The sequence below is a fragment of the Pseudomonas sp. MWU13-2862 genome, from assembly GCF_023242495.1.
Taxonomy (GTDB): Bacteria; Pseudomonadota; Gammaproteobacteria; order Pseudomonadales; family Pseudomonadaceae; genus Aquipseudomonas; species Aquipseudomonas gingeri_D.
Genome location: NZ_JALMEZ010000015.1, coordinates 140,816 through 159,099 on the forward strand (window position 1 = coordinate 140,816; position 18,284 = coordinate 159,099).

At 62.0% G+C, this 18,284-nt stretch carries 17 protein-coding genes; 11 read left to right on the plus strand and 6 right to left on the minus strand.

The genetic code is table 11. The features are described from left to right. Positions 1-16: 16 nt before the first annotated feature. From M5C56_RS25190 to M5C56_RS25220, 7 genes are all read left to right on the plus strand, one after another. Positions 17-1,375, plus strand: coding sequence for a glutamine synthetase family protein (locus tag M5C56_RS25190; protein ID WP_103495445.1), 1,359 nt, complete (start codon positions 17-19; stop codon positions 1,373-1,375). A 54-nt stretch (positions 1,376-1,429) separates the two neighbouring features. Next, positions 1,430-2,794 (plus strand): aspartate aminotransferase family protein, encoded by a 1,365-nt coding sequence (locus tag M5C56_RS25195; protein WP_103495444.1) that lies wholly within the window; start codon positions 1,430-1,432, stop codon positions 2,792-2,794. A 176-nt stretch (positions 2,795-2,970) separates the two neighbouring features. Beyond that, positions 2,971-4,080 (plus strand): polyamine ABC transporter substrate-binding protein, encoded by a 1,110-nt coding sequence (locus M5C56_RS25200; protein WP_103495443.1) that lies wholly within the window; start codon positions 2,971-2,973, stop codon positions 4,078-4,080. A 71-nt stretch (positions 4,081-4,151) separates the two neighbouring features. Continuing rightward, the gene (locus M5C56_RS25205; RefSeq protein WP_103495442.1) at positions 4,152-5,246 is read left to right on the plus strand and encodes a polyamine ABC transporter substrate-binding protein; all 1,095 of its coding nucleotides are present in this window, start codon (positions 4,152-4,154) and stop codon (positions 5,244-5,246) included. A gap of 72 nt (positions 5,247-5,318) precedes the next feature. Then, a complete protein-coding gene (gene potA / locus M5C56_RS25210; protein ID WP_103495441.1) occupies positions 5,319-6,461 on the plus strand; it encodes a polyamine ABC transporter ATP-binding protein in 1,143 nt (380 codons plus the stop codon). Next, entirely contained in the window at positions 6,458-7,369 is a 912-nt protein-coding gene (locus M5C56_RS25215; RefSeq protein ID WP_103495440.1) for an ABC transporter permease subunit, read from the plus strand. The genes potA and M5C56_RS25215 overlap by 4 nt, the downstream gene beginning before the upstream one ends. Further along, positions 7,366-8,256 carry an ABC transporter permease subunit gene (locus M5C56_RS25220; protein WP_103495439.1) on the plus strand — a complete coding sequence of 297 codons (891 nt, stop codon included), beginning with the start codon at positions 7,366-7,368 and terminating at the stop codon, positions 8,254-8,256. The genes M5C56_RS25215 and M5C56_RS25220 overlap by 4 nt, the downstream gene beginning before the upstream one ends. 156 nt (positions 8,257-8,412) lie before the next feature. Here M5C56_RS25220 and M5C56_RS25225 read toward each other — a convergent pair whose 3' ends face one another. After that, positions 8,413-9,054: an HD domain-containing protein gene (locus M5C56_RS25225; RefSeq protein WP_103495438.1), complete on the minus strand. Its 642-nt coding sequence runs from the start codon at positions 9,052-9,054 to the stop codon at positions 8,413-8,415. Between the two features lie 204 nt (positions 9,055-9,258). On the opposite strand from M5C56_RS25225, the gene M5C56_RS25230 reads away from it, so the two are divergent. Next, positions 9,259-10,224, plus strand: a complete 966-nt coding sequence (locus M5C56_RS25230; protein ID WP_103495437.1) for a helix-turn-helix domain-containing protein — start codon at positions 9,259-9,261, stop codon at positions 10,222-10,224. Between the two features lie 161 nt (positions 10,225-10,385). Here the strand turns inward: M5C56_RS25230 and M5C56_RS25235 are convergent, their stop codons facing one another. Next, positions 10,386-10,727 carry a carboxymuconolactone decarboxylase family protein gene (locus tag M5C56_RS25235; RefSeq protein ID WP_100944057.1) on the minus strand — a complete coding sequence of 114 codons (342 nt, stop codon included), beginning with the start codon at positions 10,725-10,727 and terminating at the stop codon, positions 10,386-10,388. A 114-nt stretch (positions 10,728-10,841) separates the two neighbouring features. Between M5C56_RS25235 and M5C56_RS25240 the strand changes: the two genes are divergently transcribed. After that, on the plus strand, positions 10,842-11,750 hold the full coding sequence (locus M5C56_RS25240; RefSeq protein ID WP_103495436.1) for an AraC family transcriptional regulator: 909 nt from the start codon (positions 10,842-10,844) through the stop codon (positions 11,748-11,750). Between the two features lie 4 nt (positions 11,751-11,754). On the opposite strand, the gene M5C56_RS25245 is transcribed toward M5C56_RS25240, so the two are convergent. After that, the gene (locus tag M5C56_RS25245; RefSeq protein WP_103495435.1) at positions 11,755-14,121 is read right to left on the minus strand and encodes a penicillin acylase family protein; all 2,367 of its coding nucleotides are present in this window, start codon (positions 14,119-14,121) and stop codon (positions 11,755-11,757) included. Between the two features lie 106 nt (positions 14,122-14,227). Next, positions 14,228-14,803 carry a DUF6436 domain-containing protein gene (locus M5C56_RS25250; protein WP_247263352.1) on the minus strand — a complete coding sequence of 192 codons (576 nt, stop codon included), beginning with the start codon at positions 14,801-14,803 and terminating at the stop codon, positions 14,228-14,230. Positions 14,804-14,913: 110 nt separating this feature from the next. Between M5C56_RS25250 and M5C56_RS25255 the strand changes: the two genes are divergently transcribed. Beyond that, the gene (locus M5C56_RS25255; protein ID WP_103495433.1) at positions 14,914-15,858 is read left to right on the plus strand and encodes an alpha/beta hydrolase; all 945 of its coding nucleotides are present in this window, start codon (positions 14,914-14,916) and stop codon (positions 15,856-15,858) included. A 14-nt stretch (positions 15,859-15,872) separates the two neighbouring features. Continuing rightward, the gene (locus M5C56_RS25260; RefSeq protein WP_103495432.1) at positions 15,873-16,301 is read left to right on the plus strand and encodes a thioesterase family protein; all 429 of its coding nucleotides are present in this window, start codon (positions 15,873-15,875) and stop codon (positions 16,299-16,301) included. On the opposite strand, the gene M5C56_RS25265 is transcribed toward M5C56_RS25260, so the two are convergent. Beyond that, positions 16,286-16,942 (minus strand): response regulator transcription factor, encoded by a 657-nt coding sequence (locus M5C56_RS25265; protein WP_103495431.1) that lies wholly within the window; start codon positions 16,940-16,942, stop codon positions 16,286-16,288. The genes M5C56_RS25260 and M5C56_RS25265 overlap by 16 nt on opposite strands. A gap of 285 nt (positions 16,943-17,227) precedes the next feature. Next, positions 17,228-18,040, minus strand: a complete 813-nt coding sequence (locus M5C56_RS25270; protein WP_103495430.1) for a CheR family methyltransferase — start codon at positions 18,038-18,040, stop codon at positions 17,228-17,230. Positions 18,041-18,284 lie beyond the last annotated feature (244 nt).

Sequence of the window (18,284 nt, forward strand, 5' to 3'; positions counted from 1 at the left end):
CAACCCAGAGGCACTTATGAGTAACAACCTCGACCAGCTCACCGATTGGTTGAAAGACCACAAGATCACAGAAGTCGAATGCATGATTGCCGACCTCACCGGCATCACCCGGGGCAAGATCTCGCCGACCAACAAGTTCATCGCCGAAAAAGGCATGCGTCTGCCTGAGAGTGTGCTGTTGCAGACGGTGACCGGCGACTACGTCGAAGACGACATCTATTACGAACTGCTCGACCCGGCCGACATCGACATGATCTGCCGCCCCGACAGCAATGCGGTGTATGTGGTGCCCTGGGCCATCGAGCCCACCGCCCAGGTGATCCACGACACCTATGACAAGCAGGGCAACCCCATCGAGCTGTCGCCGCGCAACGTGCTCAAGAAGGTCCTGGCACTCTATGCCGAAAAGGGCTGGCAGCCGATCGTGGCGCCGGAAATGGAGTTCTACCTGACCAAGCGCAGCGACGACCCGGACTATCCGTTGCAGCCGCCGGTCGGCCGTTCCGGCCGCCCGGAAACCGGTCGCCAGTCCTTCTCCATTGAAGCGGCCAACGAATTCGACCCGTTGTTCGAAGACGTCTACGACTGGTGCGAACTGCAGGAGCTGGACCTCGACACGCTGATCCACGAGGACGGCACGGCGCAGATGGAGATCAACTTCCGGCATGGCGACGCGTTGTCCCTGGCGGACCAGATCCTGGTGTTCAAGCGCACCATGCGCGAAGCGGCGCTCAAGCACGACGTGGCGGCGACCTTCATGGCCAAACCCATGACCGGCGAGCCGGGCAGTGCCATGCACCTGCACCAGAGCATCATCGACATCGCCACCGGCAAGAACGTCTTCTCCAATGAAGACGGGAGCATGAGCGAGCTGTTCCTGCATCACATCGGCGGCCTGCAGAAGCTGATTCCCGAGCTGTTGCCGCTGTTCGCGCCGAACGTCAACTCGTTCCGCCGCTTCCTGCCGGACACCTCGGCCCCGGTGAACGTCGAATGGGGCGAAGAGAACCGCACCGTCGGCCTGCGGGTCCCGGATGCCGGCCCGCAGAACCGCCGTGTGGAAAACCGCCTGCCGGGCGCCGACGCCAACCCTTACCTGGCGATTGCGGCAAGCCTGCTGTGTGGCTACATCGGTATGGTCGAAGGCCTCAACCCGAGCGCGCCGGTGGTCGGTCGTGGTTATGAACGCCGCAACCTGCGCCTGCCGCTGACCATCGAAGACGCCCTGGAGCGGATGGAAAACAGCAAGACCATCGAGAAATACCTGGGCAAGAAATTCATCACAGGCTACGTCGCGGTCAAGCGGGCCGAGCATGAAAACTTCAAGCGCGTCATCAGTTCGTGGGAGCGGGAATTCCTGCTCTTCGCCGTCTGATGCGCCGGGCGCGGTAGATAAAGACCGCGCCCTTACTGGAACTAGGAGATCCGTATGACCAGCAACAACCCGCAAACCCGTGAGTGGCAAGCCCTCAGCAGTGATCACCACCTGGCCCCTTTCAGTGACTTCAAGCAGCTGAAAGAGAAAGGCCCGCGTATCATCACCCACGCCAAGGGCGTCTACCTCTGGGACAGCGAGGGCCATCAGATCCTCGACGGCATGGCCGGCCTCTGGTGCGTGGCCATCGGCTACGGTCGCGATGAGCTGGCCGACGCCGCCAGCAAACAGATGCGCGAGCTGCCTTATTACAACCTGTTCTTCCAGACTGCCCACCCACCGGTGCTGGAACTGGCCAAGGCCATTTCCGAGATCGCGCCGGAAGGCATGAACCACGTGTTCTTCACCGGTTCCGGCTCCGAAGGCAACGACACCATGCTGCGCATGGTCCGCCACTACTGGGCGATCAAGGGCCAGCCGAACAAGAAGGTCATCATCAGCCGCAAGAACGGTTATCACGGTTCCACCGTGGCCGGTGCGAGTCTGGGCGGCATGACCTATATGCACGAGCAGGGCGACTTGCCGATCCCGGGCATCGTCCATATCCCGCAGCCTTACTGGTTCGCCGAAGGCGGCGACATGAGCCCTGAAGAGTTCGGGGTCTGGGCCGCGAATCAACTGGAAGAGAAGATCCTCGAGCTGGGCGTGGATAATGTCGGCGCCTTTATCGCCGAGCCGATCCAGGGCGCGGGCGGTGTGATCGTGCCGCCGGACAGCTACTGGCCGCGCATCAAGGAAATCCTCGCCAAGTACGACATCCTCTTCGTCGCCGACGAAGTGATCTGTGGTTTCGGTCGCACCGGTGAGTGGTTCGGCAGCGATTTCTACGGCCTCAAGCCCGACATGATGACCATCGCCAAGGGCCTGACCTCCGGCTATATCCCCATGGGTGGCCTGATCGTGCGGGACGAAGTGGTCGCGGTGCTCAACGAAGGCGGCGATTTCAACCACGGTTTCACCTATTCCGGCCATCCGGTGGCCGCGGCCGTTGCCCTGGAAAACATCCGTATCCTGCGCGAAGAAAAAATTATCGAGCGCGTCCAGAGTGAAACGGCACCCTATTTGCAGAAACGTCTGCGGGAACTGAACGATCATCCGTTGGTGGGTGAAGTTCGCGGTGTGGGCCTGTTGGGCGCCATCGAACTGGTCAAGGACAAGGCCACCCGTGCGCGGTATGAAGGTAAGGGCGTCGGCATGATCTGCCGGCAGTTCTGCTTCGATAATGGACTGATCATGCGTGCCGTTGGCGACACCATGATCATTGCGCCGCCACTGGTGATCAGCAAAACCGAGATCGACGAGTTGGTGGCCAAGGCACGCAAGTGCCTGGATCTGACCCTGAGTGCGTTGCAGGGCTAAGTGCTAGGCTCTGAGCCGGAAGTACGGTGTAGGTGCTTTCGCTCAGAGCAATCAGAAAGGGTGGTCTTTCCTTGAAAGGCTACCTTGGATCTTGCCAGACTACCCCCACTGTTTCGAGTTGCCCGGGAATCGGCCGCCGAACAGCGGGTTAAAAAGAACAAATTGGAGCATGACGCATGAAGGCATTAGGTAAGAACGTAGCCGGCAAGACTCTCCTCGCCCTGTCCCTGGCAGGTGCATTGGCCGGTGCCGCTCACGCGGACGACAAGGTGCTGCACGTTTACAACTGGTCCGACTACATCGCGCCGGACACCGTTGCCAACTTTGAAAAAGAGTCTGGCATCAAGGTGGTTTACGACGTCTTCGACAGTAACGAAACCCTGGAAGCCAAGTTGCTGGCCGGTAAGTCCGGTTACGATATTGTTGTGCCATCCAACAACTTCCTGGCCAAGCAGATCAAGGCCGGTGTCTACCAGGAACTGGACAAGTCGAAACTGTCCAACTACGGCAACCTGAACCAGTCGCTGCTCAAGGCCGTCTCGGTCAGCGACCCGGGCAACAAGCACGCCTTCCCGTACATGTGGGGTTCGATCGGCATCGGCTACAACCCGGAGAAGGTCAAGGCCGCGCTGGGCGTGGACAAGATCGATTCCTGGGACGCGGTGCTCAAGCCCGAGAACCTCGCCAAGCTGAAGAGCTGCGGCGTGAGCTTCCTCGATTCGCCGACCGAAATGCTGCCGGTGGCCCTGCACTACCTGGGTCTGCCGACCGACACCCAGAAGAAGGAAGATCTGAAGAAAGCCGAAGACCTGTTCCTCAAACTGCGTCCTTCGATTTCCTACTTCCACTCGTCCAAGTACATCTCTGACCTGGCCAACGGCAACATCTGTGTCGCCATCGGTTACTCGGGTGATGTCCAGCAGGCCAAGTCCCGTGCCGTCGAAGCCGGTGACAAGGTCAAAGTCGCCTACAGCATTCCTAAAGAAGGGGCTGGCAGCTTCTACGACATGGTGTCTATCCCTAAAGATGCGGAAAACACCGAAGCGGCCTACAAGTTCATGAACTACCTGCTCAAGCCGGAAGTCATGGCGGCGATCACCGACAGCGTGCGTTTCCCTAACGGTAACGACAAGGCGACCGCACTGGTTGACAAGAGCATCACCAGCGACCCGGGCATCTACCCGCCAGCGGATGTGCAGGCCAAGCTGTATGCCATCGCCGACTTGCCGGCGGCGACCCAGCGCGAAATGACCCGCAGCTGGACCAAGATCAAATCGGGTAAATAAGCCGATTTGAGACAACCTGCGGGAGTTGCGCAGCCTTTGGCAGCTCCCGCGGATTTCCAGAGGACCTCCACTTGTCTATTTCTTTCTTTCGCAAAGCCATGCTGGCGGGCGCGTGCCTGACCTTGGCGGTCAGTGTGCAAGCAGCACCGACCGTGCATGTTTATAACTGGTCGGATTATATCGGGCAGACCACCCTGGCGGACTTCCAGAAAGCCACCGGTATTGTGCCGGTCTATGACGTCTTCGATTCCAATGAAACCCTGGAAGGCAAGTTGCTGGCCGGCCACACCGGTTATGACGTGGTGGTGCCGTCCAACCATTTCCTCGGCAAGCAGATCAAGGCGGGCGCGTTCCAGAAGCTCGACAAGGCGCAATTGCCCAACTACGCGAACCTCGACCCGGCGTTGATGAAACGCCTGGAAAAGAACGACCCGGGCAACCAGTACGCCGTGCCTTATCTGTGGGGCACCAACGGCATCGGCTACAACGTCGAGAAGGTCAAGGCGGCGCTGGGCGTCGACAAGATCGACTCCTGGGCGGTGCTGTTCGAGCCGGAGAACCTGAAGAAGCTCTCCAGCTGCGGCGTGGCGTTCCTCGACTCCGCCGATGAAATGCTTCCGGCGGTGCTCAACTACATGGGCCTGAGCCCCAACAGCACCAATGAAAAAGACTACAAGTTGGCCGAAGAGAAGCTGCTGAAGGTCCGTCCTTACGTCACCTACTTCAACTCGTCCAAGTACATTTCCGATCTGGCCAATGGCGAGATCTGCGTGGCGGCCGGGTTCTCCGGCGATATCTTCCAAGCGAAGAAACGCGCCGAAGAAGCCAAGAAAGGCGTGAACATCGCCTATGTGATTCCCAAGGAAGGCGGCAACCTCTGGTTCGACATGCTGGCGATCCCCAGGGACGCCGGCAACGTCAAGGAAGCGCACGCCTTTATCAATTATCTGCTGCAGCCTGAAGCGATTGCCCAGGTCAGCGATTATGTCGGTTATGCCAACCCGAACCCAAAGGCTGGCGCTCTGATGGATCAGTCCGTGCGTACCGATGAAGCGGTTTACCCACCGCAGGCAGTCTTGGACAAGTTGTATGTCAATTCTGAACTACCCCCGAAAATCCAACGTTTGATGACCCGCAGCTGGACCAAGGTCAAGTCGGGCAAATAGTGCCCGAGGGTCGAACCATCCAAAGCCGGGTCACCCAGGCCCGGCGGCTAAATCTTGTTGGGAGTTTTACAAATGGCAGTTGCCTCCGGCGCCTATAAGAAAGCCCTCGAGGGCGACCAGACACCTAAACAGGTGCTGGTCAAAATCGACAGGGTCACCAAGAAGTTCGATGAGACGATTGCCGTGGACGATGTGTCCCTGGAAATCAAGAAGGGCGAGATCTTCGCCCTGCTCGGCGGATCGGGTTCGGGTAAATCCACCTTGCTGCGCATGCTTGCCGGCTTCGAGCGCCCGACCGAAGGTCGGATTTACCTCGACGGTGTCGATATCACCGACCTGCCGCCCTATGAGCGGCCGATCAACATGATGTTCCAGTCCTACGCCTTGTTCCCGCACATGACCGTGGCGCAGAACATTGCTTTCGGCCTGCAACAGGACAAGATCCCCAAGGCCGAGATCGACGCCCGGGTGGCCGAGATGCTCAAGCTGGTGCAGATGAGCCAGTACGCCAAGCGCAAGCCGCACCAGCTCTCCGGCGGTCAGCGCCAGCGCGTGGCCCTGGCCCGTTCCCTGGCCAAGCGGCCGAAGCTGTTGTTGCTCGACGAGCCCATGGGTGCTCTGGACAAGAAGCTGCGTTCGCAAATGCAGCTTGAGCTTGTCGAGATCATCGAGCGCGTCGGCGTGACCTGCGTCATGGTGACCCACGACCAGGAAGAGGCCATGACCATGGCCGAACGGATCGCCATCATGCACCTGGGCTGGATTGCCCAGATCGGCAGCCCGATCGACATCTACGAAACCCCGACCAGCCGCCTGGTCTGCGAGTTCATCGGCAACGTCAATATCTTCGAAGGTGAAGTGGTGGACGACGCCGAAGGTTACGCGCGGATCGCCAGCCCGGAGCTGGAACGCGACATCTACGTGGGCCACGGCGTCACCACCTCGGTCCAGGACAAGCGTGTCACCTACGCGATTCGCCCGGAAAAACTGTTGGTGACCCCGGTGCCGCCGACCTGCGAATACAACTGGTCGCGGGGCAAGGTCCACGACATCGCCTACCTGGGCGGCCACTCGGTGTTCTACGTCGAGCTGCCGTGCGGCAAGCTGGTGCAGTCGTTTGTCGCCAACGCCGAGCGCCAGGGCCAGCGTCCGACCTGGGGCGATGAAGTCTACGTCTGGTGGGAAGACGACAGCGGCGTGGTACTGCGCTCATGAACCTCAAATCCCTGGTGCGGCGAATAACCCCCAGTGGCCGCCATGCGGTCATCGGGATTCCTTTCCTCTGGCTGTTCCTGTTCTTCATGCTGCCGTTCTTCATCGTCCTGAAGATCAGCTTTGCCGAAGCGGACGTGGCGATTCCGCCTTACACCCAGATCTACACCTTCGTCGAACAGAAGCTGCAGATCATCCTCAACCTCGGCAACTACACGATGCTGGGGGACGACGACCTGTACCTGGCGGCCTACCTCGGCTCGTTGAAGATGGCGTTCTTCAGCACGCTGCTGTGCCTGTTGATCGGCTACCCGATGGCCTATGCCATTGCCAGCGCGCGCAAGGAATTGCAGACCGTGCTGGTGCTGTTGATCATGATGCCGACCTGGACCGCGATCCTGATCCGCGTCTACGCCTGGATGGGGATCCTCAGCAACAACGGGTTGTTGAATGGGTTCCTGCTGTGGACCGGACTGATCAGCGAGCCGTTGCAGATCCTCAATACCAACCTCGCGGTGTATATCGGTGTGGTCTATTCGTATCTGCCGTTCATGATCCTGCCGCTCTACGCCAACCTGGTGAAGCACGACCAGAGCCTGCTGGAAGCCGCCTCGGACCTGGGTTCGAGCACCTTCAACAGCTTCTGGAAGATCACCGTGCCGCTGTCGAAGAACGGCATCATTGCCGGCTGCATGCTGGTGTTTATCCCGGTGGTGGGCGAGTTCGTGATCCCCGAGCTGCTCGGCGGCCCGGAAACCCTGATGATCGGTAAAGTGCTGTGGCAAGAGTTCTTCAACAACCGTGACTGGCCGGTGGCGTCCGCGCTGGCGGTGGTGATGCTGGCGATCCTGATTGTGCCGATCATTCTGTTCAACCGTAGTCAGGCCAAAGAAATGGAGGGCAAGGAATGAAGCGCTTCAGTTTTTCCAACCTGATGCTGGTGCTGGGTCTGCTGTTCATCTACCTGCCGATGCTGATCCTGGTGATCTACTCGTTCAACGCCTCCAAGCTGGTGACGGTGTGGGGCGGCTGGTCGGTGAAGTGGTACGTGGGTTTGCTGGACAACACCCAACTGATGGGCTCGGTGGCCCGCTCGCTGGAAATCGCCTGCTACACCGCGGTGGCCGCAGTGGCGCTGGGGACCCTGGCGGCGTTTGTCCTGACCCGCGTCACCCGTTTCAAGGGCCGCACGCTGTTCGGCGGCCTGGTGACAGCGCCGTTGGTGATGCCGGAAGTGATCACCGGCCTGTCACTGTTGCTGCTGTTCGTGGCCATGGCGCAGTTGATCGGCTGGCCCCAGGAGCGTGGCATCGTCACCATCTGGATCGCCCACACGACGTTCTGCGCGGCCTATGTGGCGGTGGTGGTGTCGGCGCGTCTGCGTGAGCTGGACCTGTCCATCGAAGAGGCGGCCATGGACCTGGGCGCCAAACCGTGGAAGGTGTTTTTCCTGATCACCATCCCGATGATCGCGCCGTCGCTGGCGGCGGGGGGCATGATGTCCTTTGCGTTGTCCCTGGATGACCTGGTGCTGGCGAGCTTCGTGTCGGGGCCGGGTTCGACGACGTTGCCGATGGAAGTGTTCTCGGCGGTGCGCCTGGGCGTGAAGCCGGAGATCAACGCGGTGGCGAGCCTGATCCTGTTGGCGGTGTCGTTGGTGACCTTCCTCGTCTGGTACTTCAGCCGCCAGGCCGAAGAGCGCCGCAAGAAAGCCATCCAGTTGGCCATCGATGAAAGCGCGGCGGACTCCTGGAAACAGCCGGACGTGCGTCGGGCGAAGGTGGCGGAGACCGCGTAGGTCTCAAAAAGCTTCGCGGGCAAGCCCTGCTCCTACAGGTACGGCGTCGTTCACAAATTTTGTGGACGACCCAAACCTGTAGGAGCAGGGCTTGCCCGCGAAGAGTCCCTCAAGACCGCCGACAACTCCGTGCGCTAGCCACGATGTTCCCGGGGTTTATTCAGCCCAAGGCGAACGCCGAATCACCTCGACAAAATTCATCGGCTTGAACGTCGCATCCTTGTCCTTCAACACATCGGTCTTCACGTTGCCGAAAGTGGTCAACGGACGATGGCGCAGCCCCTCGGCGAACGCGCAGATGATGCACTCCTTGAACCCTTCCCCCCGTGGATGCGCATGCACCACTGCTTCACGCTGGGCGCTTGGAAACGCCGCGTAGTCCATCCCCAGCACATCCATTTCCACCCCGGCCGTGACCAATGCCACCGTCGGCCGCAGATGTTGCGGCACCCCCGGTGTGGTATGCAGGGCAATCGACAGCCAGACCTGCTCGATATCGTCATCCGACAGCCCGTAAGGCTTCATGAACACCTTGGCCGCATTGGCGCCGTCGACTTCGAAACGTTCGTCATCGCTGCGGTGACCTTCCACCAGGCCGAGGTCGTGGAACATCGCGCCGACGTACAGCAACTCCGGATCGTAGGCCAGTTGCTTGCGTTCACCGCTCAGGGCACCGAACAGGAAGACCCGGCGCGAGTGGTGGTAGAGCAGATCGCTTTCCACATCGCGAATGTATTCGGTGGTGGCCTTGGCCAGGGTGCTGTCGGGGATCTTGATGCCGGCAATGGTGTTGCTCATGTCGAGACTTCCTCTGGGGGAGCGCCCGGTTGGCGCCGATGGGTTCAGTCTGGCGCCGGGGCGAGATGGCAACAATCGACACAAGGTGGTGAATCCAGCCATTCGGGGCGGGTTCCGTGCCAGCGTGTGCGCGTGATAGAAGCGGCTGTCGCATCGGCCGGAGGCATGCGTTACCGTAACGCTGACTTGCATCGAGACCCGCCCATGACTCGAACCCTTGCCATTGTGGTGTTCCCCGGCGTCCAGTCCCTGGACGTTACCGGGCCCATGGATGTCTTTGCCGAAGCCAACAGCTTTCTGCCCCCCGAGACCCAGTACCGGCTGGAAGTGATCGGTGTCGAGCGCGGTTGGCTGGCCTGTTCCAACGGCCTGGCGATCCAGGCGCATCGGCATTTCAGCGAGGCGCTGGAGCGTTATGACCTGTTGCTGTGCGCTGGCGGGCCGAGCCTGCCGGGGCTGGATTTCGGTGACGATTTTTATGCCTGGTTGCGCGCAGCCAGTGCCCGCGCCGAGCGCTTCGGTTCGATCTGCAACGGCGCCTTCATGCTGGCCCGGGCCGGATTGCTCGACGGGTGCACGGTGACCACCCACTGGAGTGATGCGTCGGCATTGGCGGCGTTGTGCCCGGCCGCGCGGGTCGAGGCCGATCGTTTGTATGTGCAGGACGATCGGCTGTTCACCTCGGCGGGGGTGACGGCGGGGATCGATTTGTCGTTGTACCTGCTGTCACAGGATCACGGTGCGCAGGTGGCGCTGAAGGTCGCCAAGCGGCTGGTGGTGTTCACCCAGCGTTCGGGCGGGCAGTCGCAGTTCAGCCCGTACCTGGCGCCCCACGCCGAGGCCTCGTCGCCGGTGGCCCAGGTGCAGCAATATGTGCTGGCGCACCTCACCGGGGACTTGAGTATTGCCGAGTTGGCGCGGGCGGCGAATATGAGTGCGCGGAATTTTTCCCGGGTGTTTGCCCGCGAGACCCAGGTGACCCCGGCGGAGTTTGTCGAACGGGCCAGGGTGGATGCGGCGCGGGTGATGCTGGAAAGCGCCGGGGCGCCATTGAAGACCGTGGCGTATGAGTGCGGTTTTCGTGATGCGCACCATATGCGCAGTGTGTTTCAGCGACGGTTGGGGGTGACGCCGCAGCAGTTTCGGCGGCATTTTGCGGGGTTGCTTTGAAGCCGGTGTTGTCTGGGAGTACGCATTCGCGGCGGTGCGGCGATCCGGCAAGCCCTGCTCCTACAGTGCGGTGTCGTATACAGATTTTGCGTACGACCTGAACTTGTAGGAGCAGGGCTTGCCCGCGAAGAGGCCAGTCGCCTTTGCGCAAATCGAAAGCCTCAGGACTTCAGGCTGTCGTAAGCCTCCAGCGCATGCAGCGAGTAGATGTACGCCGCACCGGCATTCAACGAAATCGCGGTAGCCAGGGCCGCAGCCACTTCTTCGCGAGTCGCCCCGGCCTTGATCGCCGCATCGGTATGGGCGCCGATGCAACCGTCGCAACGGGTGGAAATCGCCACGGCAATGGAAATCAGCTCGCGGGTCTTGGCATCCAGCACATTGTTTTCCGCGGCGGCCTCGCCCAATTTCATATAGGCCTGGACCATCTTCGGATTGGATTTGCCCAGGGCACCAAAGGCATTCTTGATGGTTGGCAGCAGTTCGGACCAATTGAGAAACATAGTAGTAACTCCTGAAAGGGTAAGCGTAGAGTGGCTTGGCAACGAGCTCAGTCTCCTTTGTCCGGTGTCATGACTCTTGTTCGATTCACTCAAGGTTTTGTCCGAAACGCGCAAATGAATTCGATCGATAAACTCATCACCCTTGCCGGCGTCCGCGGCTGTCTCGACCTGCGTTGCCAGTTGCAGGGCGACTGGGCCATGGATCACGGGCAGGAAAGCGTCGGGGTCGCGCCTTATCATCTGGTGCTGTCCGGCGATTGCCTGGCCGAGTTGCCGGACGGCCGCTCCTTGCGCCTGCACGCCGGCGATATCCTGGTGCTGCCCGGTGGCGGCGGTCATCTGTTGCGCAGCCCGGGGCAACGGGTGGCGCCGACGGCGGCGCGGATCAGTCATGGCGGTCTGTTGCCGGTGCATCGGTTCGGCGTTGAAAAGGCGGACCTGGACCTTCTCTGTGGCCGCTTCCACTACCAGCGCGAGTCGATGTTGTTCGCCGCGTTGCCCGGGTATTTGCTGATTTCTGGCCGCGAACTGCAAGCCAACGGCCAATTGGCGGCGCTGGTGAGCTTGCTACGGGTGGAGGCTGATGGTGACCAGGCCGGGGCGCGGTTTCTGGTGGATGCGCTGTCGTCGGCGTTGTTCACCTTGATTCTGCGGGCCTATCTGCAACAGCAGACGCCCGCCAGCGGGACCCTGGCGTTACTGGCCGACAAGCGCCTGAGCCGGGCCTGGCAGGCGATGCTCGAGGAACCGGCCCATGAGTGGACCATCGAGGCCCTGGCGGCGTTGGCGAATATGTCGCGGGCGACCTTTATGCGCGTGTTCGCCGCAGTGGCCGGAGCGTCGCCCTGGGTGTTGCTGACGCAGGTGCGGATGGAGCTGGCGTACAGCTTGCTGAGCCATTCGCACCTGGGCTTGAGCGATATCGCCGTCCAGGTCGGGTACCAATCCCAGGCGGCGTTCAGCAAGAAATTCAAGGAGATCTATGGCGAGGCGCCAGGGCGCCTCCGCCGGGCTGCACGTTGATCGATCACTTCCCGGGCAGCAGCTTCAGCACACTGCGAGTATTGGCCGACACCTCCACCTCATCCAGGCGCACCTGCTCATAGCCGCCTTCGATATAGGTCTCGGCCTGGTCGTCGTAATACTTGTCGAACAGCACCCCGCTTTGTCCCACCGGGTTGATGGTCAAGCTGTGCTCCGGATCGGCGAAGTCGATAAGACGGCGGGTCGAAGGCCCGTTGCTCACCGCCCAGGGCGCCGGGCCGATCTTCGCCGACAGGTTGTTCGGTACTTCATGGCTGCCCGGCGCATCGAACGGCCCGACATTGAACAACCGGTCCAGCGGCTTCTGCCGGCCCAGCGGATGCTCGTGGGTCAGGGTATGGGCCTTGCCCCAGACCCAACTGGCCGGGTCGTCGCCATAGAGCCCCTTGAGGTGGGCGATGCTCGCTTGCCAAGCGGTCTTGACCGTCTCGGCGCGGCCCTTGCCCCACCACGGCGAGTGCTCGTCGGCGGCCAGGCGCGGCAGGGCGGCGTCGACCACGCGAGTGCTCAGCAGCGCCTTGAAATAGTCGTCGCCCAGCTTGTCGTGCATCGCGGTATAGGTCAGGTCATAGAGGAACTGGTTGAACAGCGTGGCGCTGGTGGAACTCATTGGGTAGTCACCCTTCCACTGTGCCAACTGCTCCACCAGCTTCAGTTCCAACGGGTCTTTCACCACTTCGCGCAACACCGGCAGCAGCGGCTTGAGCAGGCGCGGGCCGTAATCGGTGGTGGTGCCCAGTTGCAGCTTCTGGCTGTTTTCCAAACTCCAGCGCACGCTGCTGTCGCTCAGTTGCCGATTCAACTGCTGGCCGCGATCGGGCAGGTTGTAGTAACCGGGAATCTCCATTCCGGTGGGGGATACCGGCTGGGCGTTGGCCGAGACGATATAGCCGCGCGTCGGGTTCTCTTCCTGGGGGTTGGCGCTGAACGGGTAGAAGCCGTCCTTGTCGGCATCGCCGGTGCTGCCGTCGAGGATAAAGCCCGGGTTGACCCCGGCCTGGCGCTTGGGCAGCAGCGCCGCCGCCCACCAGCCGATATCGCCCTTGGCATTGGCCCAGACCACGTTGAGGCCCGGGGCCTGGATTTTCGACGAGGCCGTGCGAGCCTTCTCCAGGGTGTCGGCGCGGTTGAGTTCGTAGAAAGCGTCGAGGATCGGGTCCGGGGTCTCGAGAAAGGCCCACCACATGGCAATCGGCTTGGTTCCACCGTTGGCACCGAGGGCGTCATTGACGATCGGACCGTGGGGCGAGCGACGCAGGGTAACGGTGACCGGCGCCTCGCCCTTGACGGCGATCTGCTGCTGGGTGCTGGTCATCTCGACCCATTGGCCGTGGTACCAGACCTGGTTAGGGTTGTCCGGGTTGACCTTCTCGGCGACCAGATCGAGGTCGTCGTTCTGGAACATGGTCAGGCTCCAGCCGAACGCCTGGTTATTGCCCAGGAAGGCGAAGGGCACCAGCGCCTGGTGATAGCCGTACAGTTCGAAGTTCGGCGCCGAGAGGTGCGCCTCGTACCAGACCGAGGGCGTCGAAAAGTGGATATGCGGGTCGCCCGCCAGCAGCGGTTTGCCGCTCTTGGTCCGGCTGCCGGACACCACCCAGGCATTACTGCCTTCGAACTGCGGCAGGCCGGCGTGTTCCAGGGCCTGGTCGCTCAGTTGGGCGAGGGCGCCGAGGCTCTTCCAGTCGGCATCCGCCAAGGGCGCCGGGGTGCCGAATGCGCCCTGGGGGCGCCATTGCAGGTCGAAGACCTTCAGGTAATCGGCGCCGAGTTTGTCGCGCACGTAGGTCAGCAGTGGCTCGGTACGAAAGGCGGCGGCGAAGCTGTAGGCCAGGTAGCCGGCGATGCTGATGGTGTCTTCGGCGGTGAACGGCCGCTTGTCGATGCCCAGCAGGTCGAACTCCACGGGTCTGGCGTGGCTCGCCTGATACTGGTTGATGCCGTCCAGGTAGGCTTGCAGGGCCTTCCAGCTGGGGGACTGCTTGTCGAGCTGGGCGACGTACTGGTCGGCCCGTTCGCGGATGCGCAGGCCTCGGAACAGCTTGTCGGTGTCCACCAGTTTGGGCCCGAGCACCTCGGCCAGTTCGCCGCGGGCCAGGCGGCGCATGATTTCCATCTGGAACAGCCGGTCCTGGGCTTGCACGTAACCCAGGGCGCGATAGAGATCGGCGTCGTTTTCGGCACGGATATGCGGCACGCCACGGTCGTCGTAGCGCACCGTGACCGACCCTTGCAGGTTCTGCAGCGTGACCTGGCCCTGACGCATCGGCTGCTTGCTCTGGACGTACCACAGGCCACCCCCGGCAATGGCGGCGATCAGGACGGCGAGAACGGTCAGGCTGCGTTTCATGCATGAATCCTTGTGGCTACCGGGACTGGGCCGGGAAGGTTTAGCACAGGAGAGTATGGGGATGCATCGGCCGAATGGGCGATTACTGTAAAAAGTCCGGTTCGCCCTACGGGGACGACAGCCACGGGCAATAGCAGCCCACCGCCATGTTGTGGGTGGCATTCACCGCGCGTCCTTCGCTCAGCGCCTGGAGGATCGGCTCGATAAAGCTGTTGCTGGAATTACAAGTGGCGCCCTGGCTGTAGGGGCCAAAGTAAGCCAGCTTGCCGTCGCGGTCCCAGATCGCCACCGCCGGGCTGACCGTCAGGTGCTCGGCCCCCGGCAAGCCGGGCAGCGCCTTGATCGCACTCAAGGTGGCCGGCAACTGACCGTGGGTCCCAGGCTTCCGTACCGAGTAGAACTCAACGCCCAGCGGCGCGAACCGCTCGATCAGCTCCCCCAGGTGCTGCTGGTTGCCGACATTGCACGGGCAGGCCGGGTCCCAGAAGTGCACCAGGCGGATCGGCCCCGGCCCGGCCAGCTCAGCCGGCAGGCTCAGGTTGTCGCCGGCGAACAGTGCCGTCTGCTCGCTGAAGGCGCGGATATAACGACCCTGGAACCAGTCATAGGCGAACCACAGCCCCACCGCGCAGATCAAGGCGAGCAACCCGGCGAGTAATGTCTTGTGACGCATCTGGGGCATGACGATTGTGTCCTCGAAGGTCGCGTAGCTTGCCATGCCTGCCCTGACAGATGAATATCGCAGGTCTGTAAAACGCCCTTGGCGTTGCCGTGCCTTTATCTGGAAAGCCTATGTCCGCCACCTTTGCCGCCGATTCCCTGCGTTCCAGCCTGCGACCCTTGGCCGAGGCGCAGCCGTTGTCGGAGGAGGCACGAGCCTATCAGCGTTTCTATGGCCTCGACTTGCCCCAGCGCAAGTCGCCTGTCGTGCGTCGCCTGGGCCGCTTCAGCAGCGGCACTTTCGAGCTGGCGAGCCAGCTCTGGCTGCCGCCCGATCCGCTGGCCACGCTATTCCTGTTCCACGGCTTCTACGATCATATGGGCCTGTTTCGCCATGTCGTGGACTGGGCGCTGGACCAGGGCTTCGCGGTGATTGCCTGCGACCTGCCGGGGCACGGCCTGTCCAGCGGCGAGCGGGCCAGCATCGATGACTTCGGCCAGTACCAGCAGGCGTTGCAAGGCCTGTTCAACGAGGCCCGCACCCTCGGCCTGCCGCAACCCTGGCACCTGTTCGGCCAGAGCACCGGCGGCGCGATTATCATCGACCACCTGCTCAAACACGGCAGCGACAGCCCGGCCCAGGGCCAGACGGTCCTGCTTTCGCCGCTGGTGCGGCCACGGGCCTGGGGCTGGTCGAAGTTCAGTTATTACCTGCTCAAGCCTTTCGTCAAAGGCATCGCCCGGCGTTTCAGCGAGAACACCAATGACCCGGCGTTCATGCCGTTCCTCCAGGCCGACCCCTTGCAGCCACAGCGCCTGCCGACCGCCTGGGTTGGTGCCCTGGCCCGCTGGATCCCCGGTATCGAGTCCGCGGTGAAAAGCCCGCGCCGACCCCTGATCGTACAAGGCGAGGCCGACATGACCGTCGACTGGACGCATAACCTCGACGTGCTGCGCAGTAAGTTCGACCATCCCGAAGTGCTGATGCTGCCCGGCGCCCGGCACCACCTGGCCAATGAAATCCCGGCCTATCGCGAACGCTATTTCCGCTTTATCAGCGAGCACCTGCAGCCATGACCCAAGAGTCCGCCATGACCGACCGCCTGCCGCAACGCGCCGACTATCGCCACTTCCAGCCGATCATCACGCGCTGGCACGACAACGATGTCTACGGCCACGTGAACAACGTCACCTACTACAGCTTTTTCGACACGGCGGTGAACACCTACCTGATCGAAGAGGGTGGCCTGGATATCCATGACGGCGAAGTCGTCGGTTTCGTGGTCAGTTCGGCCTGCGATTATTTCGCCTCGATCGCCTTCCCCGAACACATCGAGATCGGCCTGCGGGTCGGCAAGCTGGGCAACAGCTCGGTGCAATACGAACTGGCGGTGTTCAAAGCCGGTGAAGACGATGCCTGCGCGGCCGGACGCTTTGTCCACGTGTTCGTCGATCGCGCCTCGAACCAGCCGGTGACGATCCCTGCCACCTTGCGCGAGGCCCTTCAGTCGTTGAGCTGAATGATCCCTTCGCGCACCGCGAACAGCACCAGCCCGGCAATATCGTGAATCCGCAGCCGGTGCATGATCTGCGAGCGGTGCGCCTCCACGGTCTTGACGCTCAGGCCAAGCCCCACCGCGATGGAGCGGGTGGTCTCGCCCCGGGCGATCAGCCTGAGGATTTCCAGTTGCCGCGCCGTCAGCGCGACCTGGTTGGCCTTGATCGGCTGGTTGTGGGTCTGGCGCACCGCCTGGTCGACCACCAGCGGCACCACCGCCGAGGACAGGTACTGGCCGCCGTGGCGCAAGGCCTTGAGCGCCAGCTCCAGTTCCAGCACCGTGGCGTTTTTCAGCAGGTAGCCGTGGGCGCCGAGTTGCAGGCACTTCATCACGAAGTGGCTGTCGGTGTGCATCGACAGCATCAGCACCTTGCTGCGCGGCGCGTGCAACGACAGCTCCTTGAGCGCCGCCACGCTGTTCATCCGCTCCATGGACATGTCCAACAACACGATATCCGGCTTGAGCCGTGAGGCCAGCTCGATCGCCGCCTGGCCATCGCCTGCTTCGCCGACGATTTCGTACTCTTGTTGTTTTTCCAGCAGTGCCTTCATACCCGCGCGAAACAGCGGGTAGTCGTCGGCAAGCAGTATTCGACAAAGCATAAGCTCAAGCCCAATGACGCAAAGGGAAGGGCGCAGCCGCCTTGGCGGGCTGCGGTGTTTATGTCGGGTTCAAGGGCCGGATGCCTTGTGTCTGGCCACTGAACGAAACAACACGTCCACCGATGGCTTGTGCCGGGTGACCGGAGGGCCGCCGAGTGCCTTTGCAGCGGATGTTGAACGGTGGCAATTTCCAGACCGTCACATGATTGCTGTTGAATCGGGTGTTCCCGCGACCTTCGTGCCGACCACGGCAGTCGTCGTCGGGGCACGGAAACAGCGGTGCCCTCATAGGCGCTCGTAGACCGCGGGATCAAGCAGCCGTAGCGGCACGTCGAAGCCGTGGATGTTTTCCGCATGACCGATGAACAGCAGTCCGCCGGGACGCAATCGGTTGACCAAGCGTTGCACGATGCGCTGCTTTTCGTCGTTGTTGAAGTAGATCAGTACATTGCGTAGAAAGATCACGTCGAATTGCCCCAGGTCATCGGGCAGCGGCCGGACGATGTTGATTGCGCGCAGTCTGACCCGCTCGCGCAGGGCTCCCTGGACCCGGAAGTGCCCGCTCATGTCACCGGTGCCACTGAGGCAATGGCGGTGCAGCCAGTCGTGGGGAAAGTACTTGGCCTGAGCCATGTCGTAGATAGCGGCGGCGGCCTTCTCCAACATGCTCTGGCTCAGATCGCTGGCGAGGATCGACCAGTCGCCGTTGTGCAAATGTTCCTGGGCGACCATGGCCAGGCTGTAGGGTTCTTCGCCGGAGGAACAGGCCGCGCTCCAGAATCTCAGTGGGCCTCGCCGACCGGCCAGCCAGCTGCCGAGATAGTCGAAGTGCGGATGCTCACGGAAGAAATAGGTTTCGTGACTGATCAGCAACTCCACCGCCAGCCGCCGCTCCTCGAGGTGGCGTGGTTGGTCGAGCAGGTACAGGTAGTCGGCGTAGCTGTCGAGTCGGTAATGGTGCAGGCGCGGAATCAGGCGCCCAGCCAGCAGCGGCCCTTTGGCCGGTGCCAGGATGATACCTGAGTCCTCGGCCATGAGCTTTTGCAGCCGGCGGAAGTCGCTGTCGCCCAGGATGGGCAGCTTGAGCTCGCTGGACATTTCAGCAGTCCCGGGTTTCGAACAATGTGATCACCCTGGCCGCTGCTGCATGGCGGGCAGCGGCGGCTGGGGTCGGAACGATTTGACGATCCAGGCGGGTAGTGGCACCGGGCAGGAACCTGAGATCGGCCGCGTCGCTATCGGACAGTGGAGTAAGGGGAGGGACCGGCCCGGCGCTCCGACGTTGGCTGGTGCGCAGGGCGGGGGAGGCCATCGTGACAATGACCGGGCCTGCTCCAGTGAG